Consider the following 22,969-nt stretch of genomic DNA (forward strand, 5'->3'; position numbering starts at 1 on the left):
ATCGGTTTGGACAAATAAAAACTTTTCACTTTGATGAACTTGACAAAGTGAAAAGTGACTTAAAGTTATTGAGAAAATATCCTTGTAAATGAGAATGAGTGACCTTTGGTATATAATTATTAGAAAAGTGAATCTATTTATTTTCCCAGAAATCATTTTAAAATGAAAGTGAAACGCTCATTTATGAGGAGAAATTCATTTTGTTTAAAAAAATGCAAAGAGACTATTGCAATTCCACTGGCTTTAGACTAATAATTAAGAGAGATTATTCTCAAATAATAATTCTAATTGGAGGAATCGCTATGTCATTAATTGGAAAAGAAATTGAATCATTTGAAGCACAAGCTTATCACAACGGAAAATTTATCGACGTTTCATCTGAAGATTTCAAAGGAAAATGGAATGTGGTTTGCTTTTACCCAGCAGATTTTTCATTTGTATGTCCAACGGAATTAGAAGATCTACAAGGTCAATATGCAGCATTGAAAGAACTAGGAACTGAAGTTTATTCTGTTTCGACAGATACTCACTATACCCACAAAGCATGGCATGATCACTCTGATGCAATCAGCAAGATCGAATACATTATGGTTGCTGACCCTTCTCACACGATCTCTCGTATTTTTGATGTACTGGATGAAGAAAGTGGCCTTTCACAACGAGGTACTTTTATTATCGATCCTGATGGCGTTGTTCAAACGGTTGAAATCAATGCGGATGGAATTGGACGCGATGCTAGTGGATTGATCGACAAAATTCGTGCTGCCCAATACGTGCGGACACATCCAGGTGAAGTTTGCCCAGCTAAATGGAAAGAAGGAGAAGACACCTTAACACCAAGTCTTGATCTAGTTGGAAAAATATAGGAGGTTGACATGGCTTTAGATAATGGAATTAAGGAACAACTGAAACAGTATCTGGCAATGCTGGAATCTGAAATTGTTTTCGCAGCTAGTCTTGGTACAGATGACGCCTCACAAAAGGTTCGTGATTTCTTAGAAGAAATCGCAGAAATGTCCGAACGTATTACGATCGAAGAAGCAACTGCAGATCGGACACCCAGCTTTACAATTATGCAACCAGGTATCGACAGTGGCATTGCTTTTGCAGGTCTTCCACTCGGGCATGAATTTACTTCATTTATTTTAGCTTTATTGCAAGTTAGTGGCCGGGCGCCAAAGGTCGAACAAGCGATTCAAGACCGTATCAAACAAATCTCTCAGCCTTTGCATTTTGAGACATATGTTAGTCTGACGTGCCATAATTGTCCGGATGTCGTACAGGCGTTGAATATCATGGCTGTCTTGAATCCGAATATCAGTCATACGATGATCGAAGGTGGTATGTTCAAAGCGGAAGTAGATGCCAAAAAAATTATGGCCGTACCAACCGTCTTTTTGAACGGGGAAGAATTCGCTAGCGGTCGTCAGACGATCGAACAATTACTTGAACAAGCTGCTGGTCCGACTAGCAAAGACTCGTTTGCAGATAAAGACCTGTTTGACGTGTTGGTCGTAGGGGGCGGTCCAGCGGGGGCAAGTGCTGCTGTCTACGCTGCCCGTAAAGGGATCAATACAGGCATGGTGGTGGAAACTTTCGGTGGTCAAGTGATGGAAACATTAGGAATCGAAAACATGATCGGTACACCTTACACAGAAGGACCAAAATTAATGCGTCAAGTGGAAGAACATGTCAATGAGTATAATGTAGATGTCATGAAAGGACAACGTGCCAAAGATATCCGCAAAAATGAATTCGTGGAAGTGGAATTAGAGAATGGTGCTGTTTTGAAAACAAAGACAGCGATCCTTGCCACTGGTGCACGGTGGCGGAACATTAACGTTCCGGGAGAGCAAGAGTTTAAAAATAAAGGGGTCGCTTATTGCCCTCACTGCGATGGTCCGTTGTTTGCTGGTAAAGAAGTGGCAGTTATTGGTGGCGGTAATTCTGGTATTGAAGCAGCGATTGATTTGGCAGGTATGGCAAAACATGTCTATGTATTGGAGTTCTTGCCGGAATTAAAAGCAGACCTTGTTTTACAAAAACGACTAGCAACATTGGAAAACGTGACGGTCATCACCAATGCTGCTACCAAGGAAATTGCGGGTTCCGATCATGTGGAGCAGCTGACTTATGTGGATCGGCAGACAAATCGTGAAGCCACTTTAGCTGTGGAAGGCGTCTTTATTTTGATTGGCTTGATGCCGAATACAGAATGGCTGAAAGATCGAGTGGCTTTGAATGAACGCAATGAAATCATTGTCGACAAACATGGAACTACAGATCTTGCTGGAGTTTTTGCTGCCGGAGATTGTACAGACAGTGCCTACAAGCAAATTATTATTTCGATGGGTTCAGGAGCAACAGCAGCGTTAGGCGCATTTGATTATTTGATTCGCCAATAATCAAATGCGGACTGATCCTTTAAATAGGTACAAGGAATGACTGCAACGCCGTTTACTAAGTTGATTCATTTTTGATCCATGATCATTGCAGCTGATGGCTGAACTTCAGTCAAATAGTTGCCAGTTGATTGGGTCTCGATGGATCGATGGCAAATGGCTGTTGCAGTTTTTTTGTCCTGAAAATAACGAGAAATCTCTAACTAAAAAAGGCAGCGATTCAATGAGCTGTGAGAAAACAGGGGAATTAGTCAATTGCTTAAAGATGTTTAAGAATAATTAAAGAAAAACACAAAATTGCGGAATTCAGTTGTCATCATGAGGAACAAAAGGTAACATTCAGGATGAATAAAAATAACGGATAACCTTGTTAGGTGAGGCTCCTATACAAACATAAGCTATTGCGCAGAAACGTCGAAAGACGCCAATGTGTAAAACAGGAATTGTCGGATTAAGGCTCTTCATAAAATAGCTAAGAAGAAATAAATACTACTAATTTGCTTCTTCTTTACGTTGTATAGTGCCAAAACTCGGACGATGAGATTGCTTGCGAAGTCGAACGTCTTGAGAGAAGTTTGGCTTTTTTTCTTTTCTTGAGTATGTTTCAAAACGTAAATGGATAAAATAAATAACGTCTGAAATCACCTGCTCCAAGGGAAGGAGTGGACGATATGAGTAAAAAGAGAAAGATCGATTGGTTACTTATCACAGCTTATTTGCTGTTGAGTATCATCGGTCTTTTAATGATTTATAGTGCAAGTTCTTACCGGTTGATGACTGCTGGGGGTGCACCGGCCGCGTTGTTCCAGCGACAACTGATTTTTCTGCTGTTGAGTTGGGGAATGATTCTTTTGATTCAAAAAACCCGCGTCGAAATTTTGTTAAGCAAAAAGTTAGCTGTGGGACTATTGGCCTTTGGCATTGTCATGTTACTGTTGGCCTACCTGCCATTTTTCGGGGTATCAGTTAACGGTGCTCAGCGCTGGATTTCGATTTTTGGTATTCAGTTTCAGCCTTCAGAAATAACAAATGTCGGTATGATTCTTTATTTGGCAAACTATTTTAAGGACAAACGATCTTTCAATGAATTAAAAAAGCCGCTCTTTCTCTTATTTCTATGTTGTGGGCTGGTTCTAATGCAGCCTAAAGTTGCAGGAGTAATGATTTTACTATTTTTGGCTTTTGTTATGATCACGACTGTTCAAGTGCCAGTCAAAGTCACATTCCTGCTATTTACTGCACTGATTTCCAGTTTATTTCTTTTAGGAGGTGCGGTCCTCTTTTTAGGACAACACGGCTGGTTACCACAATTCTTCATGCATGTATACAACCGGATCCAACTTGTTGGAGATCCATTTTCTGACCCATATGGTCAAGGTTTCCAAATGATTCATTCCTATTATGCATTATTCAATGGCGGATTAAGCGGGTTGGGTTTAGGCAATAGCATCACGAAAAAAGGGTTCTTACCCGTTGCGGAGACAGACTTCATCTTTTCGGTATTGGTAGAGGAGCTTGGTCTTTTGGTAGGGATTTTTGTAATTGGATTATTATTTCTAATTGTGTTGCGCCTGTTTATTCGTTCGGCAACAGCTATTGATTCACAAATAGGCTTGATTCTATTAGGAACTGCCACATTGTTGTTATTGCAAACAAGTATCAACATCGCAAGTATCTTAGGGTTAATGCCTATGACAGGGGTTCCTTTACCATTTATTAGTTATGGTGGCTCCAGTTACTTTATTCTTTCGTTTGCTTTTGGTATTTGCCTCAAATTGGAAAGAGGGAGGGAAGCAAATGAAGTACTTCAAACGACATGAAGTGAATTATGCACTGATTCTACCGGTTTTCTTACTTTTTTTATTGAGTATTGCGGTTCAATATGGTGCCAGTGTGCTGGATGGCATTGATCCGGGACCGGTTGTTGTGCGGCAACTCTTTTTTTGCATCATTGCCGCAATCGCATTGTTTGCGGGCAGTTTACTTTCGACGACTTTTTTATTGCGGTTCTCTAGCATCTTTTATGTTCTTTCTCTAGGATTGATGACATTATTGTACTGGTTTTATGATCCCGTCATGTTTGAGTTGACCCATACAAAACGTTGGATCCGGATCGGCAGTTTCACATTGCAGCCTTCTGAGCTTATGAAATTGGCTTTTGTATTGTTTATGGTGTATCTCACACTCTTATATGAAAAAAGACAGATTCAGCGAACAATCAAATCTGACTGTTTCTACATTCTAAAAATAGTGCTTTATAGTTTGCCGACTTTTCTATTGATGTATATGCAACGGGACTTTGGTACTAGTTTGGTTTTCATCGTAATGCTAGGCGCACTATTTGTTATTTCCGGTGTCCATTGGAAACTATTGACAGCAATTTTTACGGTATTGGCTGTGGTTGGCGGACTGTTATTGCTATTAGTCTTTACTGATTGGGGGAATACGATGTTGTTTCGATTGCATTTTAAACCCTATCAATTGGATCGAGTCAAAGCTTGGGCAGATCCTTTTGCTTATCAAGACTCGATTGCTTACCAACAAGTACAAAGTATGTGGGCAATTGGTTCAGGTGGTCTCCTCGGGGCAAGTGACACGCACATTCCTGTCTACGTTCCTGTGCGTGAATCCGATATGATCTTTACAGTCATCGGAGAATCATTTGGATTTTTAGGCAGTTCATTAGTGATTTTTCTCTATTTTTATTTGATCTATCAGATCATTTTTGCAGCATTGCGGACAAATAATAAAGCCTCGGTCTATCTATCGATCACGTTTGTTTTTGGTTTGGTCTTTCAAATTTTTGAAAATATCGGGGCGGCGATTGGATTACTGCCTTTGACGGGTATTCCACTACCATTTCTGAGTCAAGGTGGGACCTCGCTGATTGCAGTTGGTCTCTCTTTAGGCATTATTTTTGGGCTGGAGAAGGCGTATGCCCCGAAAAAAACTTTCCCAATAAATTAAAGGAGTTTACTAAAATGTTCAATCGAACTCGTCGGATGACGGTCAGTTTTAGCTTTATTGCATTGTTTTTTTTATTGACGATCCTAGTCTTGCATCAGCCACACTGGTTTCAAAGGATAGACCGACTCTTTTGGAATTTGCCTCAGATGCGCACTGCTTTAGGAGACCAAATCATGTTGGCCATCGCTTCGACTGCTACGATCCTACCAATAACTGGTTTATTTCTGCTTTTGGGCATCTATTTATGGAAAAAGCAGCAACGAGTTTGGGCAATCTGGGGAATAGGAAATCTGATTGTAGTGAGTGGTATCGGTCAAGTGATGAAATGGCTGATTCAGCGGCCACGCCCAGTCCTAGAAGCTGGGATGGTTCGCGATTCACACAGCTTTCCCAGTGGCCATACCCTGCTAGCTGTTACACTGGTGACTACCTGTTTGCTTTTCACTCGATTTTTGTTTAAGAAAAAAGGTCTGTTGGCTATCCTCGGCGGCTCTTTCATTCTTTTAGTAATATTTTCCCGCTTTTATTTAGGCGTTCATTACCCAAGCGATACCCTCGCAAGTATCTGTTTAGCAAGTGGGATCACATTGATGACTTATGAATGGACTGAAAGGATTCTTACGAGTAAAAGTAACAATTTATCCGATAAATTCAAGCAAAGGAGAAGACCATGACGAATGGAAAGAAAGTTTGGCTGACGCTTTTGGTTAGTTTAACACTGCTTGTGACCGTTGGAACAGTCTATGCGCTGCGCATCGTTCTTCGTGCAGAACAAACGGTTCAAACCATGCACGCACCGATTAAAGGGCGAGAAGCAACAGTAATTGAAGAGGTAGAACCCCTAAGTCTGCTCCTTTTGGGTATCGCAAATGATTCAAAGCGAAAAACAGACTATCGTGCGAACACGATCATGATCGTGACATTGAATCCAAAAAATAAGCGGACATCCATTACAAGTATTCCTCGTGATGCTTATGTAGAGATTGTTGGTAAAGGTTTCAAAGATAAAATCAATCATGCCCACTCATTTGGGGGCGCCGAAATGATGATCGCTTCGATCGAACAATTTTTACAGATCCCAATTCATCATTATTTCTCGATCAATATGGATGGCATGGCAGATCTTGTAGATGCGATTGGCGGAATCACAGTTTACAACGATTTTGAGTTTACGGCTGAGAAAATTCATTACCCAGAGGGGGAGCTTCAATTAGATGGTTGGGCAGCACTTCAGTATACTCGGATGCGTAAAGATGATCCAGAAGGGGATTATGGCCGGCAGAGACGACAACGACAAGTGACTGAGCTCCTCGCTAAAGAATTGCTGTCTCTGTCAAGTTTGTTCCAGTACCAAGAGCTCATGTCGATCGTTGGAGAAAACGGCCAAACGGATCTCACTTTTCAGCAGATCTCACGATTAATAACGAGTTACCAGACTGCCCTAACAACAGTTGATCTCTATCAAATACAGGGGACAGGCTTTACGGGAGATGGCTTGCAAGGAGAAGCAGGGATTTCTTACCAAGCAATCTCTGATGAGGAACGACAGCTAGCGATCCAGCGATTACATTCTGAATTGGATATGCAAACACATAATGAACCGGCAGAATAGATGATGTTGACAATTCGATCATAGATATACTAAAATAAAGAAAATCGTTCAAAAAAAGAAAGAGGTCTCTTGATGAGTGTCTTAGGTATCTAACCAGCAAATTTAAACAAATAAACAATACTAAGTTTATTTGTTGTGCCTGCAGATACCGATCAAAATCGTTATTGATAAAAACAGGTGATGGGGAACTGTCACCTTTTTTGTACACTTTTTTTGAACGTGGAGGAGAGACGTTTCACGGGCACAAGAAAGGACCTCATATGAATATCCCACAAGAAACTGAATTTGACACAATTAAAACAACTGTTAGTCAACGAATCCTTAGTGATTATGGCAAGCAACGATTTGCCGAACAACAACCGGCCTCTTCTATTCATTCCGCTAGAAAAAGACTAGCGGAGACACAAGAAGCAATGGCCCTCTTAGGCTCTGGGCAACAAGTGCCATTCATGGGCCTGTCTGATATTCTGCATCATACGACAAAAATCGAAAAAGGCTTGATTTTAGAGCCGAGAGAATTAATCGATTATGGAGACTTTTTACGGTCTTTTCGATTGATCCGTCAGATGTTTGAAAAAAACCAGTGGCAGACACCGCGGCTTACTGGCTATGCGCAAGGATTAACGGATTTTTCAGACACCGCACAAACAATTTTTGACAAAATCCGAAATGGCCGGATTGACACCGATGCAAGTCGTGAACTTAGGAAAATCCGGGGACAAATAGCCAAGCATGAAGCAGAATTGAAAAAAGTCTTTTCAAAGTTTTTGCAAGATCCACGACTATTACAAGATGCACGAATCATTCAAAAAAATGATCGCTACACACTACCTGTGCGCTCCGAATTTCAACATCAGATCAAAGGGCAGATTATTGAACGCTCCAATAAACGGGCAACAGTTTTCATTGAACCAGAAGCAGTGATTCGCTTGAACGATCGCTTGATAATGGCCAAAGCAGAGGAGACTGCCGAGGAGTATCAAATCTTAGCTGGATTGACTGGACTGCTTGCAGAAAACTTAACAGAAATTTTTACCTGTCTGGATGTATTGGTTGAATTGGACATCATCTTTGCTCGAGCAAAATACTGTCGTGAAATTCATGGTGTTCCGCTAGAAATCAATGAAGCAGAAGTAATCGACTTACAGGAAGTTCGACACCCATTGTTAGGAGCAGCAGCAGTTCCTCTGTCATTACAACTTGGTTACGATGCTCGCTGTCTGGTGATCACAGGTCCCAATGCCGGTGGGAAGACGGTGGTGTTAAAAACTGTGGCACTGGTTTGTGTGATGGCGCACTATGGTCTCTTTCCTTCACATGCTGGGGGAAGTCAGGTTCCATTTTTGAAAAATCTGTGGATGGATATTGGGGATCAACAAAGTTTAGCGAACGCATTAAGTACCTTTTCGGGACATATGAACAACATTGCCCAAATCGTCAAGCATGCTTCACGGCAAAGCATTGTATTGCTGGATGAGATCGGCAGCGGAACAGAGCCAAATGAAGGAGCTGCTTTAGCGATTGCGATCATGGAAGCCATCTATCATTCAGGAGCGCTTTTGATCGCTACTACCCACTATGGGGAAATCAAACAGTTTGCTATTGATCATCAAGATTTCCATACGGCTGCAATGGCTTTTGATCCAGAAACATTGACACCTAAATATCGGCTGCTTTCTGATGCTGTGGGTACCAGTAATGCCTTTTGGATCGCAGAAAAGATGTCAGTCTCTAAAGAAATCGTTGCTAAAGCACAACGATACTTAGAAACGAAACAGTATCCAACGGAAAAAGCAGTATTTAAAGGCATCCAGAAAGAACGACAGCAAGTATCCGTGGCTACTTTAAAAAAAGGCGATCGCATCTCTTACACAGAGACAAATCAAACGGGCTTGTTTTATGCTTATTTAGAAAGCAATCAAGCACAGATTTTGCTGGATGAATCATTGGTTATCGTTCCCACTAGAAAAGTCAAGCTTCTGATGTCTAGTGAAGAATTATATCCAGCAGGGTATGACTTGGAGAGTCTGTTCCATTCATTTGCAGAACGGAAATTTAACCGAGATATCGACCGTGGATCGAAGAAAGCGCAAAAGAAATTAAGAAAACAAGCACAGGAAAGGCAAGCATTTGCGAAAGGCGACGGTGCGCAACCGTAATTGATCGCAGGAAATAAGCTAGCAAAGATAACTTTCAGTAAAAATCAAGCTATTTTGCAACAATACGCAAGTGTTTCCAATAATGGTAGAAATAGCGCTAGAAATGCAAAAAATATATAGGATGCTCACAGCAAAGGTCCGAAAGAGGGGAAAGAGATGATAGAAACAACGCGTTTAATTTTAAGACATTGGCAGAATTCTGATGCCAAAGAGTTGTTTGAGTTGGCAAAAGATCCTGCTATCGGCCCAAGAGCCGGCTGGTCGCCGCATCAATCTGTGGCAGAAAGCGAAACAATTATTACGGATGTTTTTAACACGAATGAAACGACTTATGCTATTTGTCTGAAAGATGGCACGCCGATTGGCAGTATTGGTATTATGCCAATCAGCAAAGAATTTATGCTCCCGCCTGCAGTTGAAGTAGGCTACTGGATCGGGAAAGCTTACTGGGGACAAGGCTATACAGTGGAGGCGTTGACTGCGATCCTTGCTGATCAGTTTGCCAGGGAACCGAAGCTAACGGTTTGGGCAGGCTATTATGATGGTAATGAACAATCTTGGCGGGTCCAACAGAAATGCGGTTTTGTCTATCAGTTAACTCAAACAGTCGAGGTTCCTCTGTTAAATGAACAAAGAAAAGAACACTTTACTAGCCTCACGTATAACCAATGGCTAGCTGTCTCAGAGAACGGCCAAGGAACAGCAATTCAAAAGAAAGAAAACAATTCATCAACGATTCACTATAGCAAACACCTTCCAGAGGACCCACAACAAGTCCTTTCGTTGTATCAAGATGCTGGCTGGTCCTTGTATATTCGCGAACCAGAAGTCTTGTGGGCAGCACTTCAGCAATCCCACGTGATCACTGCTTGGCAGCAAGAGCGCTTAGTTGGTTTGGTGCGAGGAATAACGGATCAGCAAACGATTTTGTATATCCAAGATTTACTCGTATTGAAAGAATTCCAGCGGCAGGGAATCGGGCAAACGTTACTAAAAAAAATAGTAGGAGACTACCCGAAAATTCGTCAAAAAATTTTATTAACTGACGATACGAAAAAAACGCGGGCTTTCTACGAAGCTTGCGGGTTCCAAACAGTGGAGAAAAGTCATGCGGTCGCCTTTTTATATGCCGCTAACAAAGTTAGTGAAGGTCTATCTTCCTAACAAATAATAGGAAAAGAAGTAGGAAAGTAAACAGGGAAGTAAGTAGGTAAATAAGTAAGAAAAGAAGTAGGAAAAACTAGTGGCATAAGTCTTAACCAAGAAGACACACTCGATCACTAAAGAAGCCGTCCTCTGGATGTCGTCTTATAATGGCTGATCTTGACTGTTGTGATCGAAGGTTTATCAGACTGATGCCACTAGTTTTTTTGATCGTAGCAAGGACTTGTCTCTAGCAAACCTCTTGTTTCATTTTTCTAGCGGGAACTCAGAAAACGTCAAATTTAATAACATTAATGAAATAATTTTATTGAAAATTTGTTTTTGTGACAAAAAAATCGGTTAAGACATAGTGAATATGCTAAACTAATAATGATTGTTTAACAAAAAAACAGGAGGTTTTTCTTTGGAGCTATTAAAAAAGTCGAAATTATTTGCAGTACTTGTGTTTATTTGTTTGGTGGGACTAGGCATATGGATCTATTCAAATATTCTGTTTGTCTTCCGCCCGCTAGAAGCCATTTTTGCTAGTGTCTTTTTACCCGTTTTGATTTCTGTATTTATTTTTTATATCTTTTTGCCTTTTTTCAATTTGATCAAAAAAAGGAGCAGCAATCAACATCTCGCTCTTTATGTCACATTGCTTCTGATCCTCTTTGCTGCTTATTTAATCATTCAGGTGATCGGTCCGGCACTGATTAACGAAATGGCACGTTTTATCAATCAGATTCCTTACATCATCAACAGAATCATTGACAATATCGATCATTCTTCTTTTGAGGAATTATTTGGTCCACTGTTAGATTCATTGGATATCAACCAAATCAGTAATCTCGCTGCTCAGTTTATCACTGGGGCTACGAATAGTCTGACAAGTTTGGTAGCAATCGTCTCTCATTCAGCGATTGTTTTGTTCACGATTCCGTTGCTATTGGTTTATATGTTTAAAGATGGACATAAGGTTCCTGATCTTTTGGTCTCGAAAGCACCAAAAAAATTTCGCTCTCTTATTCTGCAGTTGTGTCAAGATTTTCATCAAGCTGCTTCAGCATATATTAGCGGAAAGCTACTTGTCTGTTTGTATGTTGGCGTCTTCAGCTATCTAATCTTTACATTTTTAGGCTTGCAAAATGCCTTGCTACTAGGCTTAATCTGTGGTGTTCTAGATATCATTCCGTATTTTGGTCCTTTTATCGGCGCGGCACCAGCATTCTTGTTTGCTCTGAGTCAAGATATGAAAACAGCAGTCTTGTTAGTTATTGGCATTACGATCATTCAATTTGGCGAGTCGTATGTTGTTTCACCAATCGTCATGAATAAAGTGCTGCATATCCATCCTATCATTGCCGTCTTCTTATTATTGATCGCCGGGAATTTATTAGGATTTGTAGGAATGATCGTTGCGCTGCCGGTCTATTCGATCGTGGTGGACATGGCAGGAACGTTGACCCGCTATTATCAACAGCAAAAACATGTAAAGCAAGAAGGAAAAGAAAATGAAAATCGTTGAATATGCAGGGGACAAAGAAGATTTTGTACTAGCAAAAATAATACGGACCTCTTTTGATGCAGATACCGCCTACCATTTGGGGGCAGACAAACGAGACGGTCCATCTGGCTATCATAATGGAGAATTATTGAAACGAGTGAAGCAAGATCCAGATCTCAGTCTTTACCTGCTGCAAGAAAATGGCATTATTGGTTTGATTGTGGCAAATCCTAGTAAACACCAGATTTGCTACTTTTGTCTCGACCCTGATTTTATTGGTAAAGGGGCTGGGACTCTTGCTTGGCAATTATTTGAAAAACGATTTCCCGTCGATTACTGGATACTAGAAACACCAGCATATTCCCTTAGAAACCAGCGCTTTTACGAAAAAAATGGCTTTAAAAAAATTGGTGAAAAATGGTATAGTAAAGACCTATCCTATATCTACCAAAAAAAATTTTGATAAAATCGCAAAGTGAGGGAAGGCTATCATGAAAGTCTTATGGAATGAAGAGATCGTTGATCGACAAGAGGTTCAAATCGATATCGAAGACCGCGGCTACCAGTATGGAGACGGAATCTACGAAGTTATTCGCATTTATCAAGGAAAAATGTTCATGGCCGAAGAGCACTTGCAGCGACTAGAGAACAGTGCCGCTAAAATAAAAATGACATTGCCTTATGAAACCACCATTCTCAAAGACAGATTACGTTCATTGATCGACATTGAGGGAATCACTGACGGAGAAGTGTATTTGCAAGTGACAAGAGGGGTTTTAAGTCCGCGAAATCATGTTTTTCCTCCTCAAGGGACGATAAAAAGTGTCCTTACTGCAAATGTTATTCCATTCCATCGTCCAGTGGACATGCAGCGTAATGGTCTTCAAGCCACATTAATCCCTGACCAGCGTTGGCTTCATTGTGACATCAAATCATTAAGCCTTTTGGGGAATCTGCTCTCTTTAGAGGAGGCTCGGTCCAATGGTTATGATGAAGCACTACTGCATCGAGAGGGCTTTTTTACGGAAGCCTCCGCTTCAAATTTATGGTTTGTTTCCAAAGGAACGGTGTATACGCATCCGGATGGCAATCTGGTTTTACCTGGGATCACAAAAATGAAAGTTTTAAGCTTGTGTCAGGAATTGAAACTACCAATTAAGGAAGAAGCCGTTGCGATTGATCGATTAGCAGAATTTGATGAGTGTTTTATTACCAATTCTGTCTGGGAAATCGTGCCAATTGTTGGTATCGATGGTCATCCGGTGGGAACTGGACAGCAAGGGGCTGTGACTGCTAAACTACAACAAGCGTATATTGAAGCAACCAAAAAGAACTGACTCCAAACAATATACCCACCTGAGATAGAAATCCCCCAAAGAGTTAGCTGACTAGCGACCTCTTTGGGGGATTTCACCATTTAGTAGATGTTAGTTGAAATAGGAATCAGAGACGTGCTAGCAGAACACTTAGATTTTTCAAGTTTCTGTTTCATTCAGACACGTCGTTTACTGGGCTTAGCAATCAATTGTTGGGCGTTTCATGTTGTCAAAAATGGTCTTACCAGTCTTGGGGATTCCATAATTTACTGTCCAACTCGCCTTGCTTCAGTTGAATTCGTGTTTGTTGTTGTGTCAAAAGCGCTTCTAATTCTTGCAAGAAGGCTTTCTCATGATAATTGAGTGTCTCCGTGGTTTGTTCTTCAATCAAGGAGTGGATCCATGCCTCATTCATTCGTAAGCCTCCATTTCAGCAAGAGCTTCATCTAATTCAAGTAAGGTTTCCTGATTTTGGATAAGTTGATCGAGAAGAGGAGCGAGTTTTGGATTTTCAGCTGTCAATGCTTCTAGTCTTTGAATAAACCACTGTTGTTTGGCAGCAAATGAAAAGGGGGCTTCCATTGTCAGCAGCTGCTGGTAGTCGATCACAAATCGCCGTTTCTCTTTTTCTGTTTTATACATCAACTGATCGAGAACGAGAACCGGTAAGATGGTCATTTGGTATTTTTGTGCCATTAAAGTTAGAGGTCGCAAAATTTCAGAAAAACTGGCTCCTTCTTTTCCACCTAGTTGAAATTCTTTGGCTGCAACGCCTGTAGAAAGCGCAAAGCCGATTTCTTTATTTAATAAGTAGGGTTTGGCTGCCTCCCAAACCGTATCGATCCAACATTTCATTTTTGCAGGAACTTGGTACCAATAAAGGGGGAACTGGAAAATCAGACGATCGATCGTTTGCAATCGTTCTAACTCAATCTCTAAATCAAAATCCCCCGCAACTTTGTCAAGCATATGAACACTGACATTAGGCATCTTGGCACTTTCGCTAAAAAAACGTTGAGATAAAGAGTCGTCATAGGACGGATGACTGGCAATAACTAATGTTCTAATCATAAAGAAAATCAATCCTTTCCCTATAGATGTAACATAATTCTGGCAAAAACGGAACTACTCTGCTTTTAAATTAGAAGGATAAATGTGAGAGAGGCTAAAGTCATTATTGGTTCAGTGAAATCTTTACTGACTTGAATCGTCCGTCTTTTTTTGCTATACTGTTTAGTGAATTGAATAGAAGACAGACAAAGGTTGAGCATTTCGATGCTTCAAGGATCACGTTCTCCAAGGGGTGAGGAGAACATTCTTGAAGGCGTGCCGATCTTTTTTTTGAAGGCATACTTCTTTACGAGGTATGCCTTTTTTGTGTCTATTTTTCAATTGTCTTGTTTACTTTGACAATAGGAGGGATATTTTGATGGAAGAGGCACTGAAACGCCTGCAAGAGGCAGAAGCCTATAATCAACAGCAGGTGCAGCAATTGCAACGAGCGCTGTCTGATTACGAAGAAGAGAAGCAGGAGGAACTACAACAGCGTGTACTTGAATTGAGAGCAGCATGTCTGCGTGAACAGTCCGCACTTGAACAACAATTACAACAAACGTTGCAAAAAACGACGGAACAGATCGAAGCAGAGAAACAACAGTTTATTGCAGATCTCCAAGAAAATGTTCGTCGCTGTCAAGAACAAGTGGTCGATCAGATCGTTGAAGGAGTGATCCAAACTTATGGCAGTCACGAAACTAAGTAAGCTGACCTTGATCGCCCCCGAAAACCATCAAGAGCGGTTATTGAAAAAACTGCAAAGCTTACAGATGGTTGAGATTGAAGATGTCTTTGAAAATGCAGAAAATCAACCATGGCTCAAAGAATTTTTTGCTGATTATCAACAAGAGACAGCGACTAGCTACGCAGAGACGCTTCGCAGGATCCAAGAAGCAATCTTGTTCATTCGGCGACAAGGCGGAAGCGGCAAAATACGAGAGTGGCAACGCCAATCTTTACAACTGCCTGCATTTGAAGACTCCTTTCAAGAGCAAACTGTCTTGACGCTTGTCGAACAAATTGAAGAGTTGCAGTTGCAATGGCAAAAAAATCATGAAGCGATGCAAGCCGCTTCTCAATCAGAAACCTGGGGAATGGAATGGCAAAACCTGGATGTTTCTCTCGAAGAAAAAGAGTTGGCATTTGCCACTTTCTTTTGTGGCAGTGTTGAAAGTTCTCATTGGGAAGCCATATCAGCGACCCTCAAACAACTTGATGCTGTTTACCTGGAAATGATTTATTCGGATACAAAAAAGACAAATTTCAGTTGTCTTTACCCGAAGAAGCTTTCTGCAGAAGTTGAGAATGTTTTTCAGCGATATAGTGTAAAAAAAGAAAATACGGACAGTCTGAAAAAACCAAAAGTGCTGTTGCACGAGGCCCAGGCAAAACTGCGAGAGCTAGCGGATCAGCAAAAACAGCTGGCAAATCAGATTGGCACGTATAAAACTAAGATTGCTTGTTTGCAGCAAGCAGAAGAATATTTTTTGACAAAAGAACAACGAAAAATGGTACGAAAACGATTGGTCACTGGCAAACATCATACTGTTTTGAGAGGCTGGGTCGCGCAACAAGATCAACAGACTCTTGAAAAAGAGCTGGCAGATTCTTTTAACGGCGAAGTCTATTGCTCATTCAATGAACCTACCTTAGAAGAATTGACTGCGAATCAAGTTCCAGTCAAACTGCAAAATGCTTCGTTTATCAAACCATTTGAAATGTTGACGGAAATGTATAGTTTGCCTAAATATGATGAGATCGACCCAACGCCTTGGATGACACCTTTTTATTATGTCTTCTTTGGGATGATGGTTGCTGATTTGGGCTATGGCGGATTGATGGCACTGGTGACCACTATTGGCCTGCACTTTTTCCGTTTACCTAAAGGGACGAAACGGTTTATGAAGCTGTTTCAAACATTATCCGTTCCTACGATGATTTGGGGATTGATCTATGGCTCGTTTTTCGGAGCGACTTTGCCATTTCATTTGTTATCGCCAGCGAAAGACTTTATGGCTATTTTTGGATTATCCATGATTTTTGGAGGGATCCAATTGTTTACAGGTCTTTATTTGGCCGCGAAGGAAAATATTCGCAAGAAAGATTTTTTAGCAGCTGTCAATCAAGGCTTTTCTTGGCAAGGCTTGCTGGCGGGACTTTTGGTTGCTGCTGCCGGAAATTGGCTCTTTACCGCCCCAGCACTCGTCACATTAGGATTGATTATAGCAGGACTTAGCGGGCTGCTGATCGTGATTGTGCCGATCATTAAAGGAAAGTCCAAAGTTGGCGGTTTTTTCATGGGGATCTATGATCTCTATGGGGTAACAAGCTATATTGGCGATTTTGTCAGCTATAGTCGTTTGATGGCGTTAGGGATCTCTGGCGGCAGTATCGCCGCTGCCTTTAATTTATTAGTGGGCTATATGCCGCCGGTAGCACGATTTTCTGTTGGGATCATCCTGTTAGTGATCTTACAGGCGCTAAATATCTTTTTGTCATTACTAAGTGCTTACGTGCATGCAGCGCGTTTACAATATGTAGAATTTTTTGGCAAATTCTTTACAGGTGGCGGCCGGGCGTTCGACACCTTTAAGCCGAGTGAAAAATATGTCGATTTTGAAAAAGAAAACGGAGGAAAGAAAGATGATTGATTACTTGATTAATAACAACGGTGGAATGGTATTTGCGATTATAGGAATGGGAATCGCAACGATTTTTTCTGGAATTGGTTCAGCAAAGGGTGTTGGAATGACAGGGGAAGCAGCTGCGGCGTTGACAACGAATCAACCTGAGAAATTTGGGCAGGCACTGATTCTACAGTTACTGCCAGGAACCCAAGGTTTGTATGGTTTTGTGATTGCCTTTATGATCTACGGCAGTTTGGCAGCAGAGATGTCGACGGTGACCGGAATGGCCTATTTGATGGCTTCATTGCCGGTAGCTTTTACCGGATTGTTCTCTGGGATCGCACAAGGAAGAGTGGCCGCATCAGGGATTCAAATCTTAGCTAAAAAACCGGAACACTTTTTCAAAGGAGTTATGTTCTCAGTCATGGTGGAAATGTACGCGATCTTAGGCTTCGTTATTTCTTTCCTACTATTAGGGTCCATTTAAAGGAGGCGACAAGCAATGGAGGCAATGGATGCCATCGACAAAATGATTGCTGAACTAGATCGGGAAGCAAAAGAAAAACGGCAAGTAATCGAAACGGACACTAAAACAAGGATCGATGCCGATTTTGCAGCTGCCTGGTCCCAAAAAGAACTAGAAATCAAGCGCCATTCAGCAGAAGCAAAAAAACAAATCGAAAAAAACTATCAGCAAGACATGAATCGGCGAATAAAAGCAGCCAAACAAGAAGGGATTAAACAAGCTCATAAAGAACTGGAGACATTATTCGCGGCAGCTTATCAAAAAATGAATGGATTGGCGCCTGATACAGTCCAACATCTGGCGGAAAATACATTAATGCAATTACCCGTTTCGGGAGAAGTAATCTTTCGTTGTGGACAGCAACAGTCAGCAAGTTTGACAAAAGATTGGTTGACTGCTGTCAATCAAAGGTTGCCTTATCTTGCAAGGATGGGCAAACCATTGGAGCAAGCAGGGTTTATAGTAGAAGACAATGGCGTTTTCTACAATTTCACCTACCAAGCTTTACTAGAAGAATACAAAAATGAAACGAGAGAACATTGGCTGAAAGTGATCCAAAAAGGAGGGTAAGCTATGGCGAGCTATCATCAATTGAATCCACTGATTCGGATCAAAGAAACAACCTTGCTTCAAATGCAAGATTGGCAGCAGCTGATTGCAGCAGAGTCTATGGATCAAGTAATGGCAATCTTGCAGCAAACGAATTATCAACGTTATCTGGGCGCTGATTTTTCCGAAAAATTTGAGGGGTATCTGGATCAAGAAATGCTGACAACCATACAAGAATTAGCAGAAAACGTTCCAGATCCTGATGTGCTTCGTTTGATCATGCTGCCGTATACCTTTCATAATTTGAAGGTATTGACCAAAGAAGATGTAACAGGGAGAGATTATAGCAATTTACTGATCGAAGATGGATTCTATACGATCGATGAACTAAGAAATGCCATCCAAACAGGATCTTCGGAAAGTATACCGTCTAAAGTCATTGAAACGATCCAAGCAGTAAGGGAATACTTAGAAGGTTCTGCTGTTTTGCAAGGGATCGATATTATTTACGATCGCCGCTTTTTACATGAGCAACGACGCCTAGCCGAAAAAATAAATATTCCAGCACTGACACATGCGGTGATCACAGGAATCGACCTTACGAATATCACGATTGCTGCACGTTGTTTGCTGCAAAAAAGATCAAAAAGTTTTATGGCGGCTGTTTTAGTCAGTGTGGGAAGTATTCCCAAAGAAGATTATCTCGCTTTTGCGGAAACCTCCTTCACTGACTATCTCGCCTTTTTGAAACAAACTGGCTATCAAGAAGCGCTACTGCCGCTATTACAAGAGACCACGATCGATTTTGCTGCATTGGCACTGGTGAAAGATGACTTAGTTACTCAGCAGTTCGTAGCTGCTGAAGCGTTGGGACCAATGCCATTACTCGCGTTTTTAAATGCCAAAACATTGGAGATTCAGAACTTGCGGCTGATTTTGGTAGGAAAGCGCAGTGGCTTCACAGAAGAAGAGCTGAGAGAGAGGATGAGGTACTATGGCAGCTAAGATTGGTGTGATCGGCAGCAAAGAATCCGTGTTACCTTTTCAGCTGTTTGGCTTTCAAGTGTGTTACGCAACCGCAAAAGCGGAAGTGACTCGTGCCTTTCAGTGCTTAGTGAAAGAAGAGTATGCGGTGATTTACGTAACAGAAAAATGTGCGGCATTGATTCCAGAAGAAATTGCCAAATACCAACAGCAAGTTTCACCAGCAATCATCTTGATCCCAGATTACGATGGATCCCAAGGGGTAGGGCTGAAAATGATCCAGGAAAATGTCGAAAAAGCCGTTGGGCAAAACATACTATAGAATGGAGCTGATGTTGTGGAAACAGGAACAATAATTAAAGTGTCAGGTCCGTTAGTTTTAGCAAAAGATATGGGCCATGCAAGTTTAGAAGATATTTGTTATGTCGGTGATCTGGGGGTTGTTGGAGAAATCATCGAGATGAGAGGAACGATCGCTTCGATCCAAGTTTATGAAGAAACGTCAGGTATCGGACCAGGAGAACCCGTCCGAACAACAGGAGAACCGCTGTCTGTTGAGTTAGCACCGGGAATTATGTCTCAAATGTTCGACGGGATTCAACGGCCATTAGAAACATTTATGGAGCTGACCCAAAGTAACTTTTTGAAACGAGGGGTCCAGCTGCCTGCATTGGATCATGAGAAAAAATGGACCTTTGAACCGACCATTGCGGTGGGAACGGAAGTTACTCCAGGAATGGTTATCGGGGTCGTCCAAGAGACGCCATTGCTCCTCCACAAAATTATGGTGCCTAATGGCGTTACAGGACGGGTCAAAGAAGTTTTTGCTGGTGATTTTACGATTGATGAAACGGTTTATATTCTTGAGACACCAAAAGGAGAACGCTCCTTTTCGATGTTGCAAAAATGGCCCGTACGGCACAGTCGTCCAGTCAAACAGAAATTAAATCCGGTAGAGCCAATGATCACTGGGCAGCGAGTGATCGACACTTTCTTTCCAATCGCAAAAGGGGGAGCCTCTGCGGTCCCTGGCCCCTTCGGTGCGGGAAAAACAGTGGTCCAACATCAAATTGCTAAATGGGCAGATGTGGACTTAGTGGTCTATGTAGGCTGCGGAGAACGGGGCAATGAAATGACGGATGTAATGAATGAATTTCCGGAACTGATTGATCCACGAAGTGGCGAATCCTTGATGGCTCGTACTGTACTGATCGCGAACACTTCCAATATGCCGGTTGCCGCTCGGGAAGCTTCTATCTATACCGGAATCACGATTGCGGAGTATTTCAGAGACATGGGGTATTCTGTAGCGATTATGGCCGATTCCACATCTCGTTGGGCGGAAGCGTTGCGAGAAATGTCCGGTCGCTTGGAAGAGATGCCAGGTGATGAAGGCTATCCTGCCTATTTGGGCAGTCGCTTAGCCGAGTATTACGAACGATCCGGTAAAGTGATTTGTTTAGGCTCGGAACAAGAAGGGAGCATCACTGCCATTAGTGCAGTATCTCCATCTGGAGGGGACATCTCCGAACCTGTCACGCAAAACACCCTGCGAGTGGTGAAAGTTTTCTGGGGGCTGGATGCCACGTTAGCTCAAAAAAGGCACTTTCCCTCTATCGATTGGCTAAAAAGCTATTCCCTGTATGAGAATGAAATGGGCGCTTATCTGGATCGTCAGTTGCAAGTGGATTGGTCGAAAAATGTGACTACGGCTATGCGGATGCTGCAAAAAGAAGCTGAACTTTCTGAAATTGTGCGTCTAGTTGGGATTGATGCCTTATCGGATAAAGATCAACTACTGTTAGAGATCACGAAGTCATTGCGAGAAGATTTTTTACAACAAAATGCCTTTGATGCTGTTGATACTTTCACTTCTCGAGAAAAACAATTTGAAATGCTGCAGACCATCTTACTGTTTCATGACGAAGGTCAAAAAGCTTTAGAATTAGGCGCCTATTTGACAGAAATCTATCAGGGAACAGAACGTCTGCGAGATAAAATCGCTCGCATGAAATATCTTCCGGAAGATGATTTAGAAGGAATCCGCAAATTGGAAAGCGAGATAAAAGATACGATGAAAGAAATCTTGCAGAAAGGAGATCGTACGGATGATCAAAGAATATAAAACGATCGGGGAAGTTGTCGGTCCTTTGATGGCGGTCGATCGTGTCTCAGGAGTGAAATATGAAGAGCTGATCGAAGTACGTCTGCAAAATGGTGAAATTCGTCAAGGTCAAGTCTTAGAAATTCAAGAAGATAAAGCACTGGTGCAAATCTTTGAAGGTACTGGCGGAATCAATTTACGAGAATCCAGTGTGCGCTTCCTCGGACATCCGTTAGAGCTAGGTGTTTCTGAAGAAATGATTGGCCGGGTTTTTGATGGGTTAGGACGAGTCAAAGATGGTGGTTCAGAAATCATTGCTGAGAAACGAATGGACATTAATGGGGAAGTAATCAACCCGATGGCTCGAGATTACCCAGATGAATTTATTCAAACTGGCATCTCTTCTATCGATCACTTGAATACGCTTGTTCGCGGTCAAAAATTACCGATTTTTTCTGGTTCTGGTCTGCCGCATAAAGAATTAGCTTCTCAAATCGCTCGTCAAGCGCAAGTGCTCGACACAGAGGACGACTTTGCGGTTGTTTTTGCAGGTATCGGGATTACGTTTGAAGAAGCAGAATATTTCATGGAAGATTTTCGCCAAACCGGAGCGATTGATCGGTCTGTTGTCTTTATGAATTTGGCAAATGATCCGGCAATTGAGCGAATTGCTACGCCGCGAATGGCTCTCACAGCTGCCGAATATTTAGCTTATGAAAAAGGGATGCATGTCTTAGTTATCATGACGGATATGACCAACTACTGTGAAGCGTTGCGGGAAATATCAGCTGCCCGTCGTGAGGTACCTGGGCGCCGAGGCTATCCTGGTTACCTCTATACGAATCTTTCCACATTATACGAGCGAGCTGGCCGCTTACGGGGAGTGAAAGGGTCGGTGACCCAAATCCCTATATTGACGATGCCAGAAGATGACAAGACCCATCCTATTCCTGACTTGACTGGTTATATCACAGAAGGTCAAATCATTCTTTCAAGAGAGTTATACAAAAACGGCATCCAGCCGCCGATTGATGTCTTGCCTTCTCTTTCTCGGCTGAAGGACAAGGGAACAGGTGAAGGCAAAACTCGTAAAGATCATGCATCAACGATGAATCAACTCTTCTCTGCTTATGCGCAAGGGAAGCAAGCCAAAGAACTCGCAGTCGTTTTAGGGGAGTCAGCACTATCTGATGTCGATAAAATCTATGCCAAGTTTGCGGAACGCTTTGAGAATGAATACCTGGATCAAGGTTATCAAACAAATCGGTCCATTGAAGAAACGTTGGATCTTGGGTGGGAACTGTTGGCGATGCTGCCGAAAGTAGAATTGAAACGGATCAGCGATGCGTTACTAGAGGAGTTTTTACCACAAGGAGAGGATGCAGATGAGCAGACAAACCGTTAATCCAACTCGCATGGAACTAAGCCGCCTCAGCAAACAGTTGACGACTGCCAAAAGAGGTCATAAACTGTTAAAAGACAAACAAGATGAGTTGATGCGTCAGTTCATCGAACTGATCAAACAAAACAACCTTTTGCGTAAAGAAGTAGAAACACAATTACATCGTGCCATGAAGGCTTTTCGCCTAGCCAATGCCACGATCAATGAAAAGTACATTGAAGAAATGTTCATCTTGCCAGCAACAGAAGTTTCTCTTGATGTCTCAACCAAGAATATCATGAGTGTGGAAGTGCCTGTGATGCAATTCGACTATGATGATGTGGTGATGCAGGCACCGATCGAGTATGGGTTTGTGAACTCGAATGTTCCTTTGGATCTGGCAATGGGACGTTTCACCGATGTCTTGCCTAAACTATTGTCTTTGACAGAGATCGAAAAGACCTGTCAATTGCTGGCGGATGAGATAGAACGAACACGCCGCCGGGTCAATGCGCTAGAATATTTGACGATACCAGAATTGGAAGAGACGATCTATGGGATCAAAATGCGTCTTGAGGAAAATGAACGCGCCAATGTTACTCGGATGATCAAGGTAAAAAATAAAACAAAGTGAAT

General features: G+C 41.9%; 22 protein-coding genes, 1 pseudogene, 1 riboswitch and 1 other annotated feature. Of the genes and pseudogenes, 21 read left to right on the plus strand and 2 right to left on the minus strand.

Translation table 11 applies throughout. The features are described 5' to 3' along the window. Positions 1–302 precede the first annotated feature (302 nt). From ahpC to dat, 12 genes and pseudogenes are all read left to right on the plus strand, one after another. Complete coding sequence (gene ahpC / locus FE005_RS11890; RefSeq protein WP_003126733.1) at positions 303–866, plus strand: alkyl hydroperoxide reductase subunit C; 564 nt, start codon at positions 303–305, stop codon at positions 864–866. Positions 867–875: 9 nt separating this feature from the next. Then, complete coding sequence (gene ahpF / locus FE005_RS11895) at positions 876–2,405, plus strand: alkyl hydroperoxide reductase subunit F (RefSeq protein WP_003126732.1); 1,530 nt, start codon at positions 876–878, stop codon at positions 2,403–2,405. Between the two features lie 356 nt (positions 2,406–2,761). Further along, a riboswitch (M-box (ykoK) riboswitch) is annotated at positions 2,762–2,951 on the plus strand. Between the two features lie 122 nt (positions 2,952–3,073). Then, positions 3,074–4,222 carry an FtsW/RodA/SpoVE family cell cycle protein gene (locus FE005_RS11900; protein ID WP_021149610.1) on the plus strand — a complete coding sequence of 383 codons (1,149 nt, stop codon included), beginning with the start codon at positions 3,074–3,076 and terminating at the stop codon, positions 4,220–4,222. Next, positions 4,200–5,369, plus strand: coding sequence for an FtsW/RodA/SpoVE family cell cycle protein (locus FE005_RS11905; protein ID WP_138371838.1), 1,170 nt, complete (start codon positions 4,200–4,202; stop codon positions 5,367–5,369). Before FE005_RS11900 ends, FE005_RS11905 begins: the two co-directional genes overlap by 23 nt. A 14-nt stretch (positions 5,370–5,383) precedes the next feature. Continuing rightward, entirely contained in the window at positions 5,384–6,043 is a 660-nt protein-coding gene (locus tag FE005_RS11910) for a phosphatase PAP2 family protein (protein ID WP_138371839.1), read from the plus strand. Beyond that, complete coding sequence (locus FE005_RS11915; protein WP_096710966.1) at positions 6,040–6,981, plus strand: LCP family protein; 942 nt, start codon at positions 6,040–6,042, stop codon at positions 6,979–6,981. Before FE005_RS11910 ends, FE005_RS11915 begins: the two co-directional genes overlap by 4 nt. A gap of 260 nt (positions 6,982–7,241) precedes the next feature. Beyond that, positions 7,242–9,140 (plus strand): endonuclease MutS2, encoded by a 1,899-nt coding sequence (locus tag FE005_RS11920; RefSeq protein WP_138371840.1) that lies wholly within the window; start codon positions 7,242–7,244, stop codon positions 9,138–9,140. Positions 9,141–9,296: 156 nt separating this feature from the next. Then, positions 9,297–9,668: pseudogene (locus FE005_RS17035) on the plus strand (GNAT family N-acetyltransferase); the annotation flags it as partial. A gap of 207 nt (positions 9,669–9,875) precedes the next feature. Continuing rightward, on the plus strand, positions 9,876–10,304 hold the full coding sequence (locus FE005_RS17040) for a GNAT family N-acetyltransferase (RefSeq protein WP_060814369.1): 429 nt from the start codon (positions 9,876–9,878) through the stop codon (positions 10,302–10,304). Positions 10,305–10,707: 403 nt separating this feature from the next. Further along, complete coding sequence (locus FE005_RS11930) at positions 10,708–11,811, plus strand: AI-2E family transporter (RefSeq protein WP_138371841.1); 1,104 nt, start codon at positions 10,708–10,710, stop codon at positions 11,809–11,811. Beyond that, on the plus strand, positions 11,798–12,253 hold the full coding sequence (locus tag FE005_RS11935) for an N-acetyltransferase (protein ID WP_138371842.1): 456 nt from the start codon (positions 11,798–11,800) through the stop codon (positions 12,251–12,253). Before FE005_RS11930 ends, FE005_RS11935 begins: the two co-directional genes overlap by 14 nt. Positions 12,254–12,281: 28 nt before the next feature. Next, positions 12,282–13,127, plus strand: coding sequence for a D-amino-acid transaminase (dat, locus tag FE005_RS11940; RefSeq protein WP_103301101.1), 846 nt, complete (start codon positions 12,282–12,284; stop codon positions 13,125–13,127). Positions 13,128–13,347: 220 nt separating this feature from the next. Here the strand turns inward: dat and FE005_RS16865 are convergent, their stop codons facing one another. Beyond that, on the minus strand, positions 13,348–13,521 hold the full coding sequence (locus tag FE005_RS16865) for a hypothetical protein (protein WP_175413547.1): 174 nt from the start codon (positions 13,519–13,521) through the stop codon (positions 13,348–13,350). Beyond that, positions 13,518–14,177, minus strand: a complete 660-nt coding sequence (locus tag FE005_RS11945; RefSeq protein ID WP_005473272.1) for an NAD(P)H-dependent oxidoreductase — start codon at positions 14,175–14,177, stop codon at positions 13,518–13,520. The genes FE005_RS16865 and FE005_RS11945 overlap by 4 nt, the downstream gene beginning before the upstream one ends. Before the next feature lie 190 nt (positions 14,178–14,367). After that, positions 14,368–14,419, plus strand: a sequence feature (sodium ion sensor (DUF1646 type); this cis-regulatory element may regulate processes involved in with the transportation of sodium ions). A gap of 116 nt (positions 14,420–14,535) precedes the next feature. Between FE005_RS11945 and FE005_RS11950 the strand changes: the two genes are divergently transcribed. Genes FE005_RS11950 through FE005_RS11990 form a run of 9 tightly spaced genes read left to right on the plus strand, consistent with a single transcriptional unit; the run spans position 14,536 to position 22,967 of the window. After that, complete coding sequence (locus tag FE005_RS11950) at positions 14,536–14,868, plus strand: hypothetical protein (RefSeq protein WP_230320918.1); 333 nt, start codon at positions 14,536–14,538, stop codon at positions 14,866–14,868. Continuing rightward, complete coding sequence (locus FE005_RS11955) at positions 14,846–16,813, plus strand: V-type ATP synthase subunit I (RefSeq protein WP_138371844.1); 1,968 nt, start codon at positions 14,846–14,848, stop codon at positions 16,811–16,813. The genes FE005_RS11950 and FE005_RS11955 overlap by 23 nt, the downstream gene beginning before the upstream one ends. Beyond that, positions 16,806–17,276, plus strand: a complete 471-nt coding sequence (locus FE005_RS11960; protein WP_003126713.1) for a V-type ATP synthase subunit K — start codon at positions 16,806–16,808, stop codon at positions 17,274–17,276. Before FE005_RS11955 ends, FE005_RS11960 begins: the two co-directional genes overlap by 8 nt. Positions 17,277–17,291: 15 nt before the next feature. After that, on the plus strand, positions 17,292–17,885 hold the full coding sequence (locus FE005_RS11965) for a V-type ATP synthase subunit E family protein (RefSeq protein ID WP_230320919.1): 594 nt from the start codon (positions 17,292–17,294) through the stop codon (positions 17,883–17,885). 3 nt (positions 17,886–17,888) lie between these two features. Further along, positions 17,889–18,869: a V-type ATPase subunit gene (locus tag FE005_RS11970; RefSeq protein ID WP_003126711.1), complete on the plus strand. Its 981-nt coding sequence runs from the start codon at positions 17,889–17,891 to the stop codon at positions 18,867–18,869. Beyond that, positions 18,859–19,170: a V-type ATP synthase subunit F gene (locus FE005_RS11975; protein WP_003126710.1), complete on the plus strand. Its 312-nt coding sequence runs from the start codon at positions 18,859–18,861 to the stop codon at positions 19,168–19,170. Before FE005_RS11970 ends, FE005_RS11975 begins: the two co-directional genes overlap by 11 nt. Positions 19,171–19,185: 15 nt before the next feature. Then, on the plus strand, positions 19,186–20,973 hold the full coding sequence (locus FE005_RS11980) for a V-type ATP synthase subunit A (RefSeq protein ID WP_060814343.1): 1,788 nt from the start codon (positions 19,186–19,188) through the stop codon (positions 20,971–20,973). Beyond that, positions 20,957–22,357 (plus strand): V-type ATP synthase subunit B, encoded by a 1,401-nt coding sequence (locus FE005_RS11985; protein ID WP_103301105.1) that lies wholly within the window; start codon positions 20,957–20,959, stop codon positions 22,355–22,357. Before FE005_RS11980 ends, FE005_RS11985 begins: the two co-directional genes overlap by 17 nt. After that, complete coding sequence (locus tag FE005_RS11990; protein ID WP_005473260.1) at positions 22,338–22,967, plus strand: V-type ATP synthase subunit D; 630 nt, start codon at positions 22,338–22,340, stop codon at positions 22,965–22,967. Before FE005_RS11985 ends, FE005_RS11990 begins: the two co-directional genes overlap by 20 nt. The last annotated feature ends 2 nt before the right edge of the window (positions 22,968–22,969 follow it).

Origin of the sequence: Enterococcus sp. M190262 (assembly GCF_005843965.1) — a bacterium.
In the GTDB taxonomy this organism is placed as follows: domain Bacteria; phylum Bacillota; class Bacilli; order Lactobacillales; family Enterococcaceae; genus Enterococcus_D; species Enterococcus_D gallinarum.